At 56.6% G+C, this 17235-nt stretch carries 16 protein-coding genes and 1 pseudogene; 4 read left to right on the forward strand and 13 right to left on the reverse strand.

The window, feature by feature from the left end; all coding sequences use genetic code 11:
* Window position 1: 1 nt before the first annotated feature.
* Both araD1 and B347_RS0108805 read right to left on the reverse strand, forming a co-directional pair.
* Window positions 2-994: an AraD1 family protein gene (gene araD1 / locus B347_RS0108800; protein ID WP_026014077.1), complete on the reverse strand. Its 993-nt coding sequence runs from the start codon at window positions 992-994 to the stop codon at window positions 2-4.
* A gap of 26 nt (window positions 995-1020) precedes the next feature.
* Window positions 1021-2343 (reverse strand): MFS transporter, encoded by a 1323-nt coding sequence (locus B347_RS0108805; protein WP_019409340.1) that lies wholly within the window; start codon window positions 2341-2343, stop codon window positions 1021-1023.
* A gap of 190 nt (window positions 2344-2533) precedes the next feature.
* Between B347_RS0108805 and B347_RS0108810 the strand changes: the two genes are divergently transcribed.
* Window positions 2534-4270, forward strand: coding sequence for an IlvD/Edd family dehydratase (locus tag B347_RS0108810; protein WP_019409341.1), 1737 nt, complete (start codon window positions 2534-2536; stop codon window positions 4268-4270).
* A gap of 54 nt (window positions 4271-4324) precedes the next feature.
* Here B347_RS0108810 and B347_RS25555 read toward each other — a convergent pair whose 3' ends face one another.
* The 4 genes and pseudogenes from B347_RS25555 to B347_RS25430 form a co-directional block, all read right to left on the reverse strand.
* On the reverse strand, window positions 4325-4798 hold the full coding sequence (locus B347_RS25555; protein WP_019409342.1) for a hypothetical protein: 474 nt from the start codon (window positions 4796-4798) through the stop codon (window positions 4325-4327).
* A 2-nt stretch (window positions 4799-4800) separates the two neighbouring features.
* Window positions 4801-5154: a type VI secretion system tube protein TssD gene (gene tssD, locus B347_RS24785; protein ID WP_337459884.1), complete on the reverse strand. Its 354-nt coding sequence runs from the start codon at window positions 5152-5154 to the stop codon at window positions 4801-4803.
* Window positions 5109-5657, reverse strand: a complete 549-nt coding sequence (locus tag B347_RS24790) for a hypothetical protein (protein WP_192812364.1) — start codon at window positions 5655-5657, stop codon at window positions 5109-5111. Before B347_RS24790 ends, tssD begins: the two co-directional genes overlap by 46 nt.
* Window positions 5654-6687, reverse strand: a pseudogene (locus B347_RS25430) (DUF2515 family protein). Before B347_RS25430 ends, B347_RS24790 begins: the two are co-directional and overlap by 4 nt.
* 331 nt (window positions 6688-7018) lie before the next feature.
* On the opposite strand from B347_RS25430, the gene B347_RS0108835 reads away from it, so the two are divergent.
* On the forward strand, window positions 7019-7747 hold the full coding sequence (locus tag B347_RS0108835) for a FadR/GntR family transcriptional regulator (protein WP_019409345.1): 729 nt from the start codon (window positions 7019-7021) through the stop codon (window positions 7745-7747).
* Between the two features lie 92 nt (window positions 7748-7839).
* Here the strand turns inward: B347_RS0108835 and pepN are convergent, their stop codons facing one another.
* The 6 genes from pepN to B347_RS0108865 form a co-directional block, all read right to left on the reverse strand.
* Window positions 7840-10497: an aminopeptidase N gene (gene pepN, locus B347_RS0108840; protein ID WP_019409346.1), complete on the reverse strand. Its 2658-nt coding sequence runs from the start codon at window positions 10495-10497 to the stop codon at window positions 7840-7842.
* A gap of 13 nt (window positions 10498-10510) precedes the next feature.
* On the reverse strand, window positions 10511-11341 hold the full coding sequence (locus B347_RS0108845) for a DUF2797 domain-containing protein (RefSeq protein WP_019409347.1): 831 nt from the start codon (window positions 11339-11341) through the stop codon (window positions 10511-10513).
* Window positions 11338-11598 carry a YeaC family protein gene (locus B347_RS0108850; protein ID WP_019409348.1) on the reverse strand — a complete coding sequence of 87 codons (261 nt, stop codon included), beginning with the start codon at window positions 11596-11598 and terminating at the stop codon, window positions 11338-11340. The genes B347_RS0108845 and B347_RS0108850 overlap by 4 nt, the downstream gene beginning before the upstream one ends.
* Window positions 11599-11673: 75 nt before the next feature.
* Entirely contained in the window at window positions 11674-12543 is an 870-nt protein-coding gene (locus B347_RS0108855; RefSeq protein WP_019409349.1) for a rhomboid family intramembrane serine protease, read from the reverse strand.
* Window positions 12540-13511, reverse strand: a complete 972-nt coding sequence (locus tag B347_RS0108860) for a metallophosphoesterase (protein WP_019409350.1) — start codon at window positions 13509-13511, stop codon at window positions 12540-12542. The genes B347_RS0108855 and B347_RS0108860 overlap by 4 nt, the downstream gene beginning before the upstream one ends.
* Window positions 13511-14401 (reverse strand): NAD(+) kinase, encoded by an 891-nt coding sequence (locus B347_RS0108865; RefSeq protein WP_019409351.1) that lies wholly within the window; start codon window positions 14399-14401, stop codon window positions 13511-13513. Before B347_RS0108865 ends, B347_RS0108860 begins: the two co-directional genes overlap by 1 nt.
* 99 nt (window positions 14402-14500) lie before the next feature.
* Between B347_RS0108865 and B347_RS0108870 the strand changes: the two genes are divergently transcribed.
* Together B347_RS0108870 and B347_RS0108875 are read left to right on the forward strand one after the other, a co-directional pair.
* Complete coding sequence (locus B347_RS0108870; RefSeq protein WP_019409352.1) at window positions 14501-15457, forward strand: DUF1853 family protein; 957 nt, start codon at window positions 14501-14503, stop codon at window positions 15455-15457.
* Between the two features lie 157 nt (window positions 15458-15614).
* The gene (locus tag B347_RS0108875; RefSeq protein ID WP_019409353.1) at window positions 15615-16160 is read left to right on the forward strand and encodes a cytochrome b; all 546 of its coding nucleotides are present in this window, start codon (window positions 15615-15617) and stop codon (window positions 16158-16160) included.
* Window positions 16161-16264: 104 nt separating this feature from the next.
* On the opposite strand, the gene B347_RS0108880 is transcribed toward B347_RS0108875, so the two are convergent.
* On the reverse strand, window positions 16265-17185 hold the full coding sequence (locus B347_RS0108880; protein ID WP_019409354.1) for a 1-aminocyclopropane-1-carboxylate deaminase/D-cysteine desulfhydrase: 921 nt from the start codon (window positions 17183-17185) through the stop codon (window positions 16265-16267).
* Between the last annotated feature and the right edge of the window lie 50 nt (window positions 17186-17235).

Consider the following 17235-nt stretch of genomic DNA (forward strand, 5'->3'; position numbering starts at 1 on the left):
TTTAAAGTGTGCCAATCGCGCCGGGATTGAACACGGCGTCTACAGGTTCAATGCCGTTGATCAGCGGAGCACCGAATTCGGCTTGGCTGATTTCGAAAAGATCCCCTGGCTGCGTGCGGATACCCGCAGCAAACGACAGGGTGGCGGTCCCGAAGAAGTGGATATGCACATCGCCGGGACGCAAGAATTGGCTGTATTTAAAGTGGTGGTATTCGAGGTTTTCCAGGCTGTGACACATGTTTGCTTCGCCGCTGAGGAATTCGTTTTCCCACAGCACATGGCCGTCACGGATGATCCGGCTGCTGCCTGCCAAGTGTTGCGGCAACTCACCGACACGCAGTTCTGGACCAAACGAGCAACTGCGCAGTTTGGAATGAGCTAGGTACAGGTAGTTCTTGCGTTCCATGACATGGTCAGAGAACTCGTTACCCACTGCAAAACCCAGTCGATACGGCTTACGGTCGTGACCAATGACATACAGGCCGCCAATCTCCGGCTCTTCACCAGCATCTTCAGCAAAGGGTGGTAACGGAAACGCTGCACCGGGGCGTACCACTGTGCTGCCATCGCCTTTGTAGAACCATTCTGGCTGTACACCCGCCTGCCCGGTAGCCGGCTTCCCCCCTTCTACACCCCATTTGAAGATACGCATGGTGTCGGTCAACGTGGCTTCGTCACCCGCCTGCTGATGCATTTTATCGCGCGCCGAGGCGCTGCCCAGGTGAGTCAGGCCGGTGCCGCTGATCAGCATGTGCGCCGGATCTGGATGATCCAATGGCGGCAGAATTCGCATTTCGCTCAGTAACGTCTGGTAATCATGAGTCTCGCCCAGCCCCTGCGCTTGCACCTGCTGCGCCAAGTCGATAGCCGCCTCAATTGCCGCCAGTGCGAGATCACGCACGCTGGTTGCGCCCTGCACTTCGCGCACCTGACCCGCCTCCACCACACCGACGCGGCGCTCACCGTTGTTCAATTCAAACTGTACTAAACGCATAATCATTCTCTCTCTTGAAACTCGATTCAGCGTTGGTTGGCCGGACGAGCACTGGCTGAAAATTCGCTGGGTTTGAGGGCGTGTTTACGCTCAAGCAGGCGGTACACCACCCCAGTGAGGAGCAACCCGAACACCATGACCCCCGATAGGAAATACAGACCCGAGGCCAGGTTGCCGGTGTATTCCTTGAGCGCGCCGATCACGAATGGGCCGATATAGCCGCCCAGGTTGCCGACCGAGTTGATCAAGGCAATCCCGGCAGCAGCACTGGCACCGGCGAAGAAACGACCCGGCAACGTCCAGAAGATCGCAGTGCAGGAGAACAGCGAGAATGCCACTAGGCACAACGCCGCCAATTGCAGCACTGGAACCGTCGACCACGCACTGCAGAACAAGCCAATTGCGCCCAGCACATAGAGCATCGCCAAGTGACCGTAGCGGTCATTCAAGCGGTCGGAACTGCGCGGGATAATCAACAGGCCGATGATGCCGAAGATGTACGGCACCGAAGACACAAACCCGGTGGTGAGGTCGCTGCCGCCAAACTGCTTAATCAGCGTCGGCAACCACAAACCCAGGCCGTAAATGCTCAGGGTTACGGGCAGATAGAACAATGCGAGCAGCAACACGCGCTTGTCTTTAAGCGCATGCAGCGGGTTGCCGTGGCGGGTCTGACCATATTCTTGTAAGTCTTTTTCAAGCTCACCGACCAGCCAGTCTTTCTCGCGCTGATCCATCCATTTGACCTGTTGCGGGCCATCTGGCAAGTACCGCAGCACGGGCCAGGTCAACAGAATGGCGGGCATCCCGATCACGATAAACAGCCATTGCCAGCCGTGTAGACCGAGCACACCGTCCATACCAAGCAACCCGCCAGACACAGGGCCGGTAATCATCATGGCGATGGGTTGCGAGAGGATAAACAGCCCCAGAATCTTGCCGCGGTGGCGTACCGGAAACCATTGGGTGATGTAGTACAGAACCCCAGGGAAGAAGCCCGCTTCAGCCACACCCAGCAAAAAGCGCATCACATAAAAGCTGTGCGCGCCTTGTACAAAGGCCATGCCAATGGTGATGGCGCCCCACGTCAGCATGATCCTGGCGAACCAGCGCCGTGCGCCGAAACGCTCAAGCATCAGGTTGCTGGGGATCTCCATCAGAAAATAACCGATAAAAAACAGCCCTGCGCCCAGACCGTAAGCCGCATCGCCAATGCCGATGTCAGCGCCCATGTGCAGCTTGGCAAAGCCCACAGCAGAGCGGTCTACGTAAGCAATCAGGTAGAGCAGGATCAGAAACGGAATGAGTTTGAGCGTAATACGACGAATAAGCCGGAGTTCTTGGCTCATGAGATGGGTCTCCCATTGTTTTTGTTATGGCACCTCTGGAGTGGCCTCAGGTGCAAAAGCACCCGGATCAGCTCTCAGTCGATCGGACTATATAGTAATACTATTTAACCAACAACTCTTCCAATAAGGCTTTATTAAGGCTAATTTAGGCTCATAAAAACACATTAGTCATACAATAAGAGAGCCTGCCATGTCTGATAAAACCCCTCCCCTGCGTTCCGCCCAATGGTTTGGCAGCGCGGATAAAAACGGCTTTATGTACCGCAGTTGGATGAAGAACCAAGGCATTGCCGACCATCAGTTCCAAGGCAAGCCAATCATTGGTATCTGCAACACCTGGTCGGAGCTGACCCCGTGCAACGCGCATTTCCGGACCATTGCCGAACACGTCAAACGCGGTGTGATTGAGGCTGGGGGGTTCCCAGTGGAGTTCCCGGTGTTCTCCAATGGCGAATCCAACTTGCGCCCGACCGCCATGCTCACGCGCAACTTGGCGAGCATGGACGTGGAAGAAGCCATTCGTGGTAACCCGATTGACGGCGTGGTGCTGTTGACCGGCTGCGATAAAACCACCCCGGCCCTGTTGATGGGTGCTGCGAGTTGCGACGTCCCGGCTATCGTGGTCACTGGCGGACCAATGCTCAACGGCAAGCACAAAGGCAAAGACATCGGCGCCGGAACTATCGTTTGGCAAATGCACGAATCGTACAAGGCTGGCAATATCAGCCTCGACGAATTCCTCTCGGCCGAAGCCGGCATGTCGCGCTCGGCGGGCACTTGTAACACCATGGGTACCGCCTCGACCATGGCCTGCATGGCCGAGGCGCTGGGCACGTCACTGCCACACAACGCTGCCATTCCGGCCGTCGATTCTCGCCGCTATGTACTGGCCCACATGTCAGGCATGCGTGCCGTGCAGATGGTGCGTGAAGATTTGCGACTGTCTAAAGTGCTGACCAAAGAAGCCTTTGAAAACGCGATCCGGGTCAATGCGGCCATCGGCGGCTCCACCAACGCGGTGATCCACCTTAAAGCTATTGCTGGGCGCATCGGCGTCGATCTTGAGCTGGACGACTGGACCCGCATCGGCCGTGGTACACCGACCCTCGTTGACTTGCAGCCTTCAGGGCGCTTCCTGATGGAAGAGTTTTACTACGCGGGCGGGCTGCCTGCGGTGCTGCGTCGCTTGGGCGAAAACAACCTGATCCCGCACCCGAACGCCCTCACCGTCAATGGCCAAAGCCTGTGGGACAACGTCAAAAACTCGCCCATCTATGGCGACGACGAAGTGATCCGGGCAATCGACAATCCACTGGTGGCCGATGGAGGTATCTGCGTATTGCGCGGCAACCTGGCGCCACTGGGCGCGGTGCTCAAACCTTCAGCTGCCACTCCAGCGCTGATGAAGCATCGCGGGCAAGCGGTCGTGTTTGAAAACTTCGACATGTACAAGGCACGCATCAACGACCCGGCGCTGGACGTCACAGCCGACTCGATTTTGGTGATGAAAAACTGCGGACCCAAGGGTTATCCGGGCATGGCCGAGGTCGGCAACATGGGCTTGCCCGCCAAACTGCTGGCCCAAGGCGTGACCGACATGGTGCGCATCTCGGATGCGCGCATGAGTGGTACCGCCTACGGCACCGTGGTTTTACACGTTGCCCCAGAGGCCGCCGCGGGTGGGCCGCTGGCTGCGGTACAAGAAGGTGACTGGATTGAACTCGACTGCGCGAGCGGGCGTTTGCATCTGGACATTTCAGACGCCGAACTGATCTCGCGCTTGGCGGATATTGAGCCCCCACAAAAACTGCTGCTTGGCGGCTATCGCCAGTTGTACATCGACCATGTGATGCAAGCCGACCAGGGCTGTGACTTCGACTTCCTAGTCGGTTGCCGGGGCTCAGAAGTACCGCGCCATTCGCACTGATAGCGCTATTAACGGGGCTGCGTCGATGGACGCAGTCTCGTTGCTTGATCAGGGTTATTTCAGCGTGATCACAACCTGTGCGCCCTTTGCCGAAGCGGGCAAATGCGTAAACCCCAGTGCATCGATCTTGCGCAGTTCACTGGTGCCGTCTATGACCGCGGTGTACCGCCGATTGACCAGTGGCTCAAGTGTTTCGCTGGCCAGCACCTGCAATACCTGCACTTCAGGCTTGGGCTGAGGGACAGGATGCTGCATGGCATCCATCACCCGCTGCTCACGTGCCGCGCCCTCGAATTGGCCCCAGTTGAAACAATTTGCCTCGGGCTTAATCAACAACCACTCGCCGCTTTCGATTTGCTGCAGCACCTGCGAGTCAAAATTGATCATCAGCGTTGTGCGCAGTTGTTGTAAGCCTGCAATTTCTTGCCCACCTGCCATAGGGTGTTGCATCAGATTAAGGGCTTCTTCGACGCTAAAAGCGTGTTCCAAATCCCATGACGATGCGTGCCGTGAACTGATCAACTTCATACTTAGCGTCCACCTTCCCACGTACCCCAACCTGACGTTCCGGCCACTTCATGGCGCCAGATAATGTCTTGATAAGCAAATTGCACGCTTTCCAATTGAGTGAAATGCGCACCCTCCTTGGACTGGCAATGTGGCATAAGCAGATCGACCGCCGTGATGACCGCGTCGCGTAGCTCCATGGTGTAAAAATCCTCAAGCCCAACGCTGCTTGAAGGGCGATACCATTTAACTTCGCACACACTCAGTGGTTCGCCATTGCATAACGCGTTATTGATCAAGGGCGACGACTTATCGATCACCTTCGTAATAATCAATGGCTTATGAATGCGTTGCCCTTGTTTTGCACCGTTGGGCACATAAATCCCGTGGCTGTGTTGATATCACGCAATTGGGCGCGCCATTGCGGAGTATCTGCTAATGCGGGGTCACTCTCTGGGTCACTGACAAACCAACCCTGTCTACGCCATTGATCTTGTAAGTCCAATACGACCTCGAGGGCGTCATCTAACAGCAAAGGCTCGATTTGTGGTGACATGCGGATATTTGCTACTCGCTCATTATCAAAAATGATGGTGAAGAAGCGGGCAAGCAGCGTAATGAATCCATACTGTGGATCAATAAAGCGTAATCGAGCGTCCGACTTAGGTATGTGAAACGCATAGTGGCCAGGTATTGCAGCAGGAATTACAGCACTTGAGCGCTGCCGCATGTCCTCCCATGGTTCGCCATAGATAAGAGCAATCTCTGGCTCGCCAACTACACTTTGCGCAATCCAGTACATAATTGCTGCGAGTAAAACAGCAAGAAGCGTAATACTCACTTCCCGACGCGATGAACCAAGATTAAGTTGCACCGTCATGGCGCTACAACAACAGCAATTTTGTTAATTGATTGAACCAGAGCATTACGATTGGAATTATGCAGCATCTTGTCAAATCGATTTGCCGCCTCGATAACGAATGCCATGCGTTGCTCAACATCAGCTAAGTTTGCAATGGGGCTATCGTCAAAACCGATAGTGCGGTCATCATCGACGCGTTGACATTGGCTGGTAAGCGTTAACTCAATGGCTTGAGCGACACCAGAAGGAAAGCCTGTGACATACGAAGCATGATTACCTCTTAGCAGAAGGACCAACTGTGAGTCTTCATAAATGCTCGACTGTAGAATATTTTTCTGTTCGTGAAATGCAAAAAACCCTACACTTTTGGCACTATTTCCAGCTTCAACCTCACTGAAAGCCAGCAGTATTTCCTCATATTGCCAACCAAACCTGAGTTTTCCTGGCCCACTGGCCAAAGCTCCGGAAACTTCGGATGCCCAAAAATATTCGTCCGTTTGCTCCAACACGTCTTCAGTTCTTCAAGTCCACGCTTTTTATAAAACGCATGCAGCGGAAAAATATCTAAAAATAACGTGGTATTACCCAGAGTCATCATGCCGTAGACATACTGGAACTGTTTCTGGGCCATGGTTTGTGGCTCTCCCAAACGAAGATCCACAGGTATTAAGTTTTTGTCTGACACCTCATCATAGTCAGCGCGTCGTTGGTTTTCTTCATCACCCGGAAGCTCGAAATAAGATCCTTTGCTCCTGATATCCAACCACTGTTTTCTTGCCGTGAACTCATCTTCGATTCTTTCAATCGACTCTGACGCATGCAGCAACCCGCACACCACTTGCTTGGACGCAAACGCTGCCAGCCCGGCCCATTGAAAACGCTCATCGTGCAGCCACAGGCGTGCGTAAGCAGCATTGATCGCGCGGTTTCGGGCTATGGGGTCTGCAATAAGGACGCCGCCAGGGGCGACTATTTCTTCGGCTTCGCGCTGGAATATCCGCCAGATGCACTCACACGTCAGGATCGGTACGTCGGTGACTTCAGTCATGCAGCCATAGACTTCAACAAAACGCTTCTAGCATTCAGAAAGAGGCACAGTGCTCTGGTTCAAGTGTTGGCTGTCGCACGTTTGGTCTTTAAAACATTGGGTCATTGGCTGGCTCCGACAAGGGAGCCGCGACCCTATCAGCCCACGCACCTAGCGGATCACCGCCGAAAAAAAACGAGACGTTTCCTACGCCACAAGCTCCACAGTCAATCTATACCCAGTAATCCTTCCCTTATTAAGGATGGCATTTTCAACACGCGTCGCCAGGCGCGGGTTTAATCGGCGCCTGTTATGATCGAAGCTTTTCACCGACAGGATCGACCCGCGCCCAATGGATTATCGTCAGCCCTCCGAGCGCAAAAGCATGCATGCGCGCATCGTTCAGGAACTCGGCATGCAGATTGTTTCCGGGCGTTTTAAACCCGATGACAAATTGCCCGCCGAAGCCTTGCTCTGCGAAGAATATGCGGTCAGTCGCCCGGTGCTGCGCGAGGCGACACGCGTGTTAGTGGCCAAGGGCTTGGTGTACTCAAAACCCCGCGTTGGCACGGTGGTCAAGGCTCGACGCGAATGGCACATGCTCGACCCCGATGTGTTGCACTGGCTGATGCAAAGCTCACCGCAAAATGAGTTTTTTGCCTTGCTGACCAGTGTGCGCAGCATTATCGAGCCAGCGGTCGCCGCCCTCGCCGCCCAACATGCGACTGATGAAGAAGTTGCCTCGATCCGCGAAGCCTATGAGCGCATGGAAAAGGCGCAGAGCCCCGAGGCGCTGTTGCAGCCAGATCTGGATTTTCATAGCCGGATTGCTGATGCGACACACAATGATTTGCTGGCCAATTTGTGCAACATGCTGTCGTTAGCATTGCGTGAAGCGCTCAAGCACTCCAATCAACGGCCCAACTTGCATGAGCTAGCGTTGCCGCGGCATAAAGCGATTTTGACGGCGATTGAGAACCACGACGCACTGGGCGCCCGGCATGCCACGCTGGTGCAACTGGATGATGCGCGCACAGCGCTGGATGTGGTGTTGGGGCGGGATATTGAGATAACGCACTAGCCCTGCTGGAGCAGCCGGTCGACGCTCGATTGTCTCGCGCTCTTTTAAACATCAAAAGAGCGCGAGACAAGCCGGTACAGGACTACCGGTTCTTACGCCAAGCTTTTGCTCACGACTTCAAACACGTCACTCGACAATTCGCCTGAGTTACGAATGCGTTCCAGCTCGGCCTTCATCAGTGCCTGACGGGCGCTGTCGTATTTGCGCCAGCGGGTCAACGGCGCCAACTGACGCGAGGCAATTTGCGGGTTAAAGCCGTTGAGCTGAATCACCAGGTCCGCCAGGAAGCGGTAGCCCGAACCATCAGCCGCATGGAAGTTGATCAGGTTCTGCCCAGCAAATGCCCCCACCAACGCCCGGACTTTGTTCGGGTTTTTGATGTTGAACGCAGGGTGCTCCATCAGCTGCTGAACGCGCTGCAAACCACCCGGCAACGGGCTGCCCGCCTGCACGCTAAACCATTGGTCCATGACCAGTGGGTTGTCTTTGAAGTGCTCAGCAAAACTGGCCAGCGCGGCGGCTTTTTCAGTCTCGAACGGCGAGTTGACCAATACCGCCAACGCGGTCAGGCGCTCGGTCATGTTATCGCTGTGTTCGAACTGTTCCAGAGTTGCGGCCACTATTTCTGGCTTGGCGCTGAGGCTCAGGTACGACAGGGCAATGTTTTGCAGGCTGCGACGGGCGAAATGTTCCGCTTCGGCCACGTACGGTGTGGCTTTAGACACTTCGCGGTTGGCTTGGTAACGTGCCCAAAAGTCGTCAAACAGGCTGTCAGCCAATTGCTTGCGGGCAAACTCACGGGCGACGTGAATGGCTTCCACGTCAGCCACTTCGCTGATTTCAGTGAGGTAAGCTTCACCCGGCAGCGACAGCATTTCGGCAACCATCGCCTGATCCAGTTGCTGATTGTTCAGCACGCTGCGCAGCGCTTCAACCAGTCGCGGGTCCATGACCAGTGCTTCGCCACGCTGGTGTTGAGCAATCAGTGCTTGCAGCACTTGCACAGACAGTTGCTGGCCCGCATCCCAACGGTTGAAACCATCGGTGTCGTGTTGCATCAGGAACACCAGTTGGTCACTGCTGTACGCAAACTGCAATTTGACCGGCGCCGAGAAGCCACGCAGCAAGGACGGCACCGGCTGCTCATTGATGCCCACAAACGTGAAGGTCTGCTCAGCTTCGGTCACCGACAACACGCGGCGGGTACCGTCCGCCGTCGACTCGCCCGCCAATTGCAGCGCCAGTTCAGCGCCTTCGGCGTTTAGCAGGCCCAGTTCAACTGGAATCACAAACGGCAGTTTTTCGACCTTATCCGGGGTCTGTGGGCAGCTTTGGGCGAAGGTCAGGCTGTAGGTGTTGTGCTCGGCATCGTAATGCTCGCTGACGGCTAAGCGCGGGGTGCCTGCTTGGCTGTACCAGCGCTTGAACTGGGTCAGGTCGGCGCCATTGGCGTCTTCCATGGCCTTGATGAAGTCATCGCAGGTCACCGCCTGGCCATCGTGGCGCTCAAAGTACAGGTCGCTGCCTTTGCGAAAGCCTTCTGCGCCGAGCAAGGTGTGGAGCATGCGTACCACTTCTGAGCCTTTCTCATAAACAGTCAGGGTGTAGAAGTTGGAGATTTCGATAAAGCTCTCAGGGCGCACCGCGTGGGCCATCGGGCCTGCGTCCTCAGCGAACTGGTGAGTACGCAGGAAGGCCACGTCCTGGATGCGCTTGACCACGCGCGAGTTCATGTCGGCCGAAAATTCAGAGTCGCGGAAGACTGTGAAGCCTTCCTTAAGCGATAGCTGGAACCAGTCGCGGCAGGTCACACGGTTACCTGACCAGTTGTGGAAGTATTCGTGGGCAACGATCGCTTCGACCCGCTGGTGAGCGGCGTCGGTCGCGGTTTCGGCGCGGGCCAGCACGGCGCTGGAGTTGAAGATATTGAGGCCCTTGTTCTCCATCGCGCCCATATTGAAGTCGTTCACGGCCACGATCATGAAGATATCCAGATCGTATTCACGCCCGTAGGTTTCTTCGTCCCAGCGCATCGACTTTTTGAGGCTGTTCATCGCGTGCTGGCACTTGTCGATGTTTTCCGGCTCGACGTAAATGCGCAGCGCCACAGTACGTTCAGTCATGGTGGTGAAGGTGTCTTCAACGCACCACAGATCGCCAGCGACCAACGCAAAAAGATACGCCGGTTTCATAAACGGGTCTTCCCAGGTTGCCCAGTGTCGGCCGTCTTCGTCGGGGCCACTGGCAATCGGGTTGCCGTTGGATAACAGGATCGGGTAACGATGCTGTTCGGCCACCACGGTGGTGGTGAAGGTACTCATCACGTCCGGGCGGTCGAGGTAGTAGGTGATCTTGCGAAAGCCTTCGGCTTCGCACTGGGTGCAGAACATAGAGCCGGATTTGTACAAGCCTTCCAGCGCGGTATTGGATTCGGGGTGGATCTTGACGCTGGTGTCGACCACAAAGTGCTCGGTGGTCGGGTGCAGGGTCAGATGACTGTCAGTCAGTTCATAGTCGCCTAGGGCTAGGTCGGCGTCGTCGAGCTTGACCGACAGCAGTTCCAGCTGCTGTCCGTCCAGCGCCAATGCCGGGAAGCCCTCACCGCGTGCTGGATTACGGCGCATCACCAGTTGCGCATGGACCAGCGTGTGGTCCTCGAACAACTCGAAGGTCAGGTGCGTCTCGTCGATCAGGTACTCGGGCGCCTGGTAGTCCTTCAGATAGATCATTTGCGGTTGTTCGGTGCGCATGCTGGAGTCCTTCTTACTGATGCACGGCCAACTGGTAGGCCGTGTATTTGCGAATATTGATAACGCCGGTATCGAAGATAAGGTATTGACCCTTGATCCCCATCAACGTGCCTTCAGCGATAGGGTCTTTGTCCAGATTGAAACTGACGATCTTGCTCGGGTACTGCTCAACCGGGTAGTTAATCTCGATGGCCTCGACGCTGTGCAAAGGTTGTACCGCTTGCAAACCAAAGCGTTCCTGCAATATATGCAAGCCTTCGGCGCAACTGCCAAATAACTGATCACGCACTGCTGCCAGGTCTACCGGCTCTGCGTCGCCCTTTAACAGTGCGCGCCAATTGGTACGGTCAGCCACTTGCGAGCGGAACAGGTCTTCAACAAACCCCGACTGCTGACGCGTCGCCACCCGCACGATAGGCAAGGCCTGGCTAGCGCCCTGATCCAGCCAGCGGGTCGGCAATTGCGTTGCACGGGTAATGCCGACTTTAACCCCCGACGAGTTGGCCAGGTACACCACATGATCGGTCATGCAAAATTGCTCGCCCCACGACGGATCACGGCACGTGCCTGCGTCGTAATGGCAGCGCTCGGGACTCATGATGCACACATCGCATTGCGCAAGCTTAGTCATGCACGGGTAGCAATACCCTTGACTAAAGCTTTTTTTGGTTTTGCGTCCACAGTGAGTGCAGTTGATCTGCCCCAGAAATTCCAGACGCAGTTTTGTCCCGATTAATGGATTGACCGCAACCTCGGTATCGCCCAACCGAAACGCATACTGAACTGTCGGTGCTTGAAGACTTGCCGACATTTTGCTGATTGCACCGCGACCAATCTCAATCAATGGATAGCATCCGACTTGAACAGGATGTTGGGCACGGGCTCCGATTTGGAGCTGCACTCTTGCGGCCCCATGTAACCGGTGCGCTCTTCTTCGGGCAGGTTTTGCACTTCCCAGGCAATCATCGCCTGCAACGACAGTTCGCGCTGCTCGGCTGTCAGTTTGTTGCCATCGGCCCACTTGCCGATTTCAACGGCCAATTTCAGGCTCTGATAGATATCAGGGGTGATGTTGTTAATCATTTCATTGAAAGAGGACATGGTTCTGTTTCCGCTCAGTAAAATTTGTATGACATTTACATAATTCCAGTAAGAGCGAGCTTACCTACAGATTGTCTATACCTGTTTGCGACGGGCCCAAAGCCCGCCCAACAAACCGGTCAGGCAACCAATCAGCAAGCCGCCCACGTGCGCCGCGTTGGCGATCTGGCCAAAGCCGATCATCGACACCAGCCCGGACATGCACAACGCCAGCCACACCAACATCATGACCAACACGCCACGCGGCAAGTAATACATAGGGTTGGGCGCCATCAACTGGTAAATCCAGACATGCCCCAACAGGCCATACAGCACCCCGGACAACCCGCCAAACAGGCTCGGGCCGCCAAATAGGTATTGGGCAAAGTTGGACACCACGCTGAACAGCAAGCTCAAGCCGATTAGGTTGATGCTGCCTTGACGCATTTCAATCCGTCGCCCCAGCTCCCAGAACCACATGCCGTTCATGGCGATGTGCAGGAAACCAAAGTGGATCAGCATCGGAGTGACTAATCGCCACCACTGCCCTGCCGCGAGGCTATCCGCCAACGGGGTGAATTCGATGTACTGCCCATGAATGTTGAAGTCCACAAAGGTCAGCGCGCTTAGCGTAGACAGGTTGTCACCCAGTTGCGTGACGGCCGCCACGACGATGCACAGCAGCAGGATAATCGCCGTCGCGGGGCTATCGCGCAATTGCTGGGCAAAACTGGGCCGCGTCATAGCCGCCGGGCGCTCGACAATCGGCAACTCGTGATCTGGGTCGCCCGCCGGGAAACGCTGAAACAAACTGCGCACATCATCAGCAATGGTCTCGGGAGCCCACAGCACTTGCTCGCCCGCCTCTTCACTCACCCGATGCGGCACTTGCATGCGCTTGAGCAAGGCCACAAACCCGCCAAGATCAACCGACAGCGGTAAACGTAAAACTGCCACCACACTCATTGCACAGCCTCCGGGCGCTCTACATCTACCCACACGAACTTGTTGGGGTCGAGCCGGGTTTCTTGATCAAGGCGATAAGCCACTAATTTGCCGTAAAGCACAGCGCTGTAATCCAGGCAGGCCAGGTTCGGTCGGATGGGCGCAGGCTTGCCGCTGCGCCAATAGTGCCCGACAAACAGCAGTGGCTCATGGCTGCCATAGCGCAGCAATGCACCTTTTTCAGTCGAGGACAGCGGCTGTTGCGCCACGCGTTCAGGCAGTGCGTCAGGTTGAAACACAATATCTCCGTAAGTCTTTGGGTCGTCTTCCCAGAATTTGGTACGGAAGAACGCCCGCGTCAGACCGTCGCCCCCGGTCAGGGTCATGCCATCCGGCAGGCGCATGTCCGTCCCACGCAGCAGACGATTGAAGGTCAAATTGGCGAAGCTTTCGGTCTGCGCGGCTGCCTGCAAAAAATGCTCATCAATACAGCCGTTCGGGTATTGCGCACGCAGCGGGGCAATCACATCGGCGTCCCAGCAGGCGTGAACCACCCGGAAACGCCCGGCGTCGACAAACAGTGGCATGTCATAAAACCACTGCACAAAGTCATGCCATTCGCCAGGGTACTGGGCAAATTGCTCAAGGGTTTCATGAATCAAACGGGCATGGCGCGGGTTGTGCTCACGCACAAACTGCTTGCCGCTTCCCGCAGGCGCCGGTGTGCACCAGCCCAATGCGTTGAACTCATGGTTGCCCATCAAGCACAGTGCCTGACCGGCTTGAACCATGTCGTAAACGATATGCAGCGACTCGCGAATACGCGGGCCGCGGTCAATGATGTCACCGAGAAACACCGCTATCCGTTGCGGGTGTCGCCAGATACCGGCGAGTTTGCGATAGCCCAGACGCTCCAGCAGGTGCTCAAGGGTATGAGCACAGCCATGCACGTCACCGATCAAATCGTAACTGCGCGCAGGATCGAGCATCAGTCGCTCCTACCGCCCAGTCGGCTACCCCAGCCGAGCTTGGTCCGACACACTTCATAGTAGTTGTGGTCCAAGGGGTGAATCAGGCGCAGTTTTTGTGCTTTTTTGCTGACGGTAATGGTGTCGCCGGGGGCGCAGGTGAAATGATTTTGGCCATCGCACGAGACTTGCGGGTAGATCTGCATGTCTTTGGCCACGACGATTTTCAGCTCGCTGTTGCCATCGACCACGATCGGTCGGCTGCTAAGGGTGTGCGGGTACATCGGGACAATGACGATGGCATCCAGTTTGGGGTGCATGATCGGGCCGCCTGCCGACATCGCATAGGCCGTGGAGCCGGTGGGGGTGGCAACGATCAGGCCATCGGCCTTTTGGCTGCACACAAACTGGCCATCGATGTGCAGTTCAAACTCGATCATCCGGGTCGATTTACCGGGGTGCAGCACCACGTCATTCAAGGCGTCGCCCTGACCGATGGCTTCACCGTGACGGCGAACTTCGGCTTGCAATAAAAAGCGGTTTTCGACCTTGTAGTGCCCATCGAGCACTTCGGCGACTTTGACTTCGAGTTCATCCGGGCGGATGTCCGTCAAAAAGCCCAGGCTGCCACGGTTGATACCCAGCACAGGGACATTGTGACGCGCCAGTGCGCGGGCCGCGCCAAGCAAACTGCCATCGCCGCCGACCACAATCACCATGTCACACACTTCACCGAGCATCTTGCGTGAAGACGTCTGCAAGCCATGGCCGGGCAACACCTCGGCGATGGTGTCTTCAAGGATCACGTGCATGTGCCGCTCAAGCAGGAATTTTTTCAGTCGGCGAACCGTGTCGAGCACCTGTGAACTGCCCAAACGACCAATGATGCCGATATTACGAAACTGCTCCATGAGGCTCCTGCAAGGTTTTAGGCGTGCGAAAACAGCGATTATGGTCGAAACACGAGAATAGACAAAACCCTTTCAGCCCGCGGGAGCTATGCTCGCACAATGATCCTCTTTCCCGACTTGCTCAACCTGCCCCGCCAATTACGTCACCCCGAGGTGCGTGATTTGGCGTGGGTGATCCTCGCCCCGCCCATGCTCAGCCAAACCCCATGGCCACAGCGTCATCCACTGGCGGGCAGCGACTGGGTGCAAGCCCCCGATCAACTGGAACGCTGGCTGCGTGAACTGGATGAGCACAGCGAGCCGCTCCTGCATTGGCTGGCGTTGGCCACGACTCGCCGCCTGGGCCGTTATTACGAGCGACTCTGGCAATTCGCTATCGACCATGCGCCGGGGGTTGAACTGATCGCCGCCAACCTGCCCATCCGCTTGAGCGGCCACACCTTGGGTGAACTGGACCTGCTGCTGCGCGACCGTGACGGCGTGCATCACCTGGAATTGGCAATTAAGTTATATCTGGGTCCGCAAGCGGGCGACGGCAGCGACCCTGCTAACTGGCTCGGCCCTGGTAGCAATGACCGGCTAGACCGAAAGCTCAGGCACTTCTGCCAGCATCAACTGCCGATGTCCAGCCGCGCTGAAAGCCGCGAGGTCCTTAGTGCGCTGGACATCCAGAGTTTTAAAGCCAGCATGTGGCTGGGCGGCTACCTGTTGTACCCGTGGCCCGGCCTCTCGTTGCCGCCCGAAGGCGCTCACCCGCAACATTTGCGCGGGCGCTGGTTGCATCAGAGTGACTGGCCAGCCTTTACCCGCCAAAGCGCCGCAGGTTGCTGGCAACCGTTGCCCCGCCACGCCTGGCTCGCACCGGCGCACTATGACGCACAAGGGTTATGGAGCGAACAACAGCTCGGCGTTTGGCTGGCAGAACTGCACCCACAGGCACCGGCGCAATTAATGGTCCGCTTGGCTGAAAACGGCAACGGCGAGTGGCAAGAAGCCGAGCGCCTGTTTTTAGTGTCCGACCTGTGGCCAAGGGTGCCGGGCACTCCTGAAAACTGATCTGCCTCAGCGTAATCACTGTCAGACGTATTACAGTTAACGCACTCCGTCGAGCAAGAACGGAGGCTTGGGTCTGTACGACATGTTTTCGAGCGAAGGTTAGGAACGCAGATACATGCCGTACAGAGCTTGAAAATACAACCCGTGAGGAAAGCCCATGTCCTGGAAAAGCACCGCCGATCAATACAGCCGAATGTCCATCGCCCTGCACTGGCTAATGGTGCTGCTGTTTGTACTGATCTACGCCTCGATTGAATTTCGCGGAATCTTCCCGAAAGACAGCGACGGCCGCAACCTGATGAAAGACGCACACTTCATGTTTGGCCTCACCGTCTTCGTGCTGGTCTGGCTGCGTTTGTTGGCCCGAACCTTGGGCGCAGCGCCGAAAATCACGCCCACCCCGCCTGCCTGGCAGACCGCCCTGGCGACCTTGATGCACTGGGCCTTGTACGCGTTCATGATCGGCATGCCGGTGTTTGGTTACCTGATCCTTAGCCACCTCGACAAGCCGGTGTTCTTCTATGGCTTCGAGATACCACCCCTGACGGCCAAAGACACCGACCTCGCCAAGCAAATCAAAAGCTGGCACGAATTGGGCGGCACGATCGGTTACTGGTTGATTGGCTTGCACGCACTGGCCGGGCTGGGGCATCACTACGTGATCAAAGACAACACCTTGCTGCGTATGCTGCCAAGACGCTGACGCAAACACGCTGGGAATGGGCTTGCTCGCAATAAGCGCTACCGCGTCTAACTAACAGACCGCACAGCCCGAATCGCGAGCAAGCCCTCTTCCACTAATGCAATTTATGCCTGGGCAAAACCACGGCGGCCTTGCAAGCCGCCGGTGTGTACAAAGACCACCCGCCGGCCTCTGCTTATATGCCCCTGCTCAACCGCGTGTTTGAGCGCCATTAATGCCTTGCCGGTGTAAAGCGGCTCCAGCGGCACACCACTGGCGGCTTCGCTGTGCTGAATAAACCCCAGCAACGCCTCGTCCACCTTGGCAAAACCGCCTCGGCTGGCATCAATCAGTTCAAAATTGCGCCTGATACACCCTGCCGCTTGCAAGATCGCTTCGACCTGCGGCGCAACACCGTGATCGTCCGGTACGGCCATCGCGCCATACACCGTGCGTTCACAGGCCTCGCCCAGCACCAACCCGGCCAGCGTCGTCCCCGTGCCTGCGGCCAGCCACCAGGCGTCGTAGTCTTTCCAGCCCAACGCACTCAGTTGCTCACGCACTTGGGCAACCAACGGCACGCAGCCTAACGCACCCGCAAGCCCGCCACCGCCTTCTGGAACGTTGTGCAGCGTGGGGTACTGTGCCTGCCACGGCGTCCAGAACTCTGGGGTGTGTCGTGCCCGATAACCAGCAAAGCCCAACCAGTGCACTTGCATGCCATAACGCTCTAGGTCCCGCGTGGTGGGCGTTTGCTGAGGATGACCGCGCAGCAGACCGACCGTCGCAAAACCAAAACGCTTGCCCGCGGCCGCCAGCGCATGCAAATGGTTGGAGTGGGCCCCGCCAAGGCTGATCAAGCCCTCTGCACCCGCGGCATGCGCAGCCAACAGATGCTCGCAGAGCTTGAACCATTTGTTGCCGCTGATCAGCGGGTCTATCTGGTCCAGGCGCAGCACGGCCACCTCAACCCCGGCCCGTTGCAGCCAATCAAGGTGTAAGCTCTGCAACAGCGCGCGCGGCCGCCAGTTAATAAAAGGCAACATCAACACCGAGCCTCTATAAAAAGAAGCGAGTTTACATCAGCCCGCCGCCA

Origin of the sequence: Pseudomonas psychrophila HA-4, from assembly GCF_000282975.1 — a bacterium.
In the GTDB taxonomy this organism is placed as follows: domain Bacteria; phylum Pseudomonadota; class Gammaproteobacteria; order Pseudomonadales; family Pseudomonadaceae; genus Aquipseudomonas; species Aquipseudomonas psychrophila_A.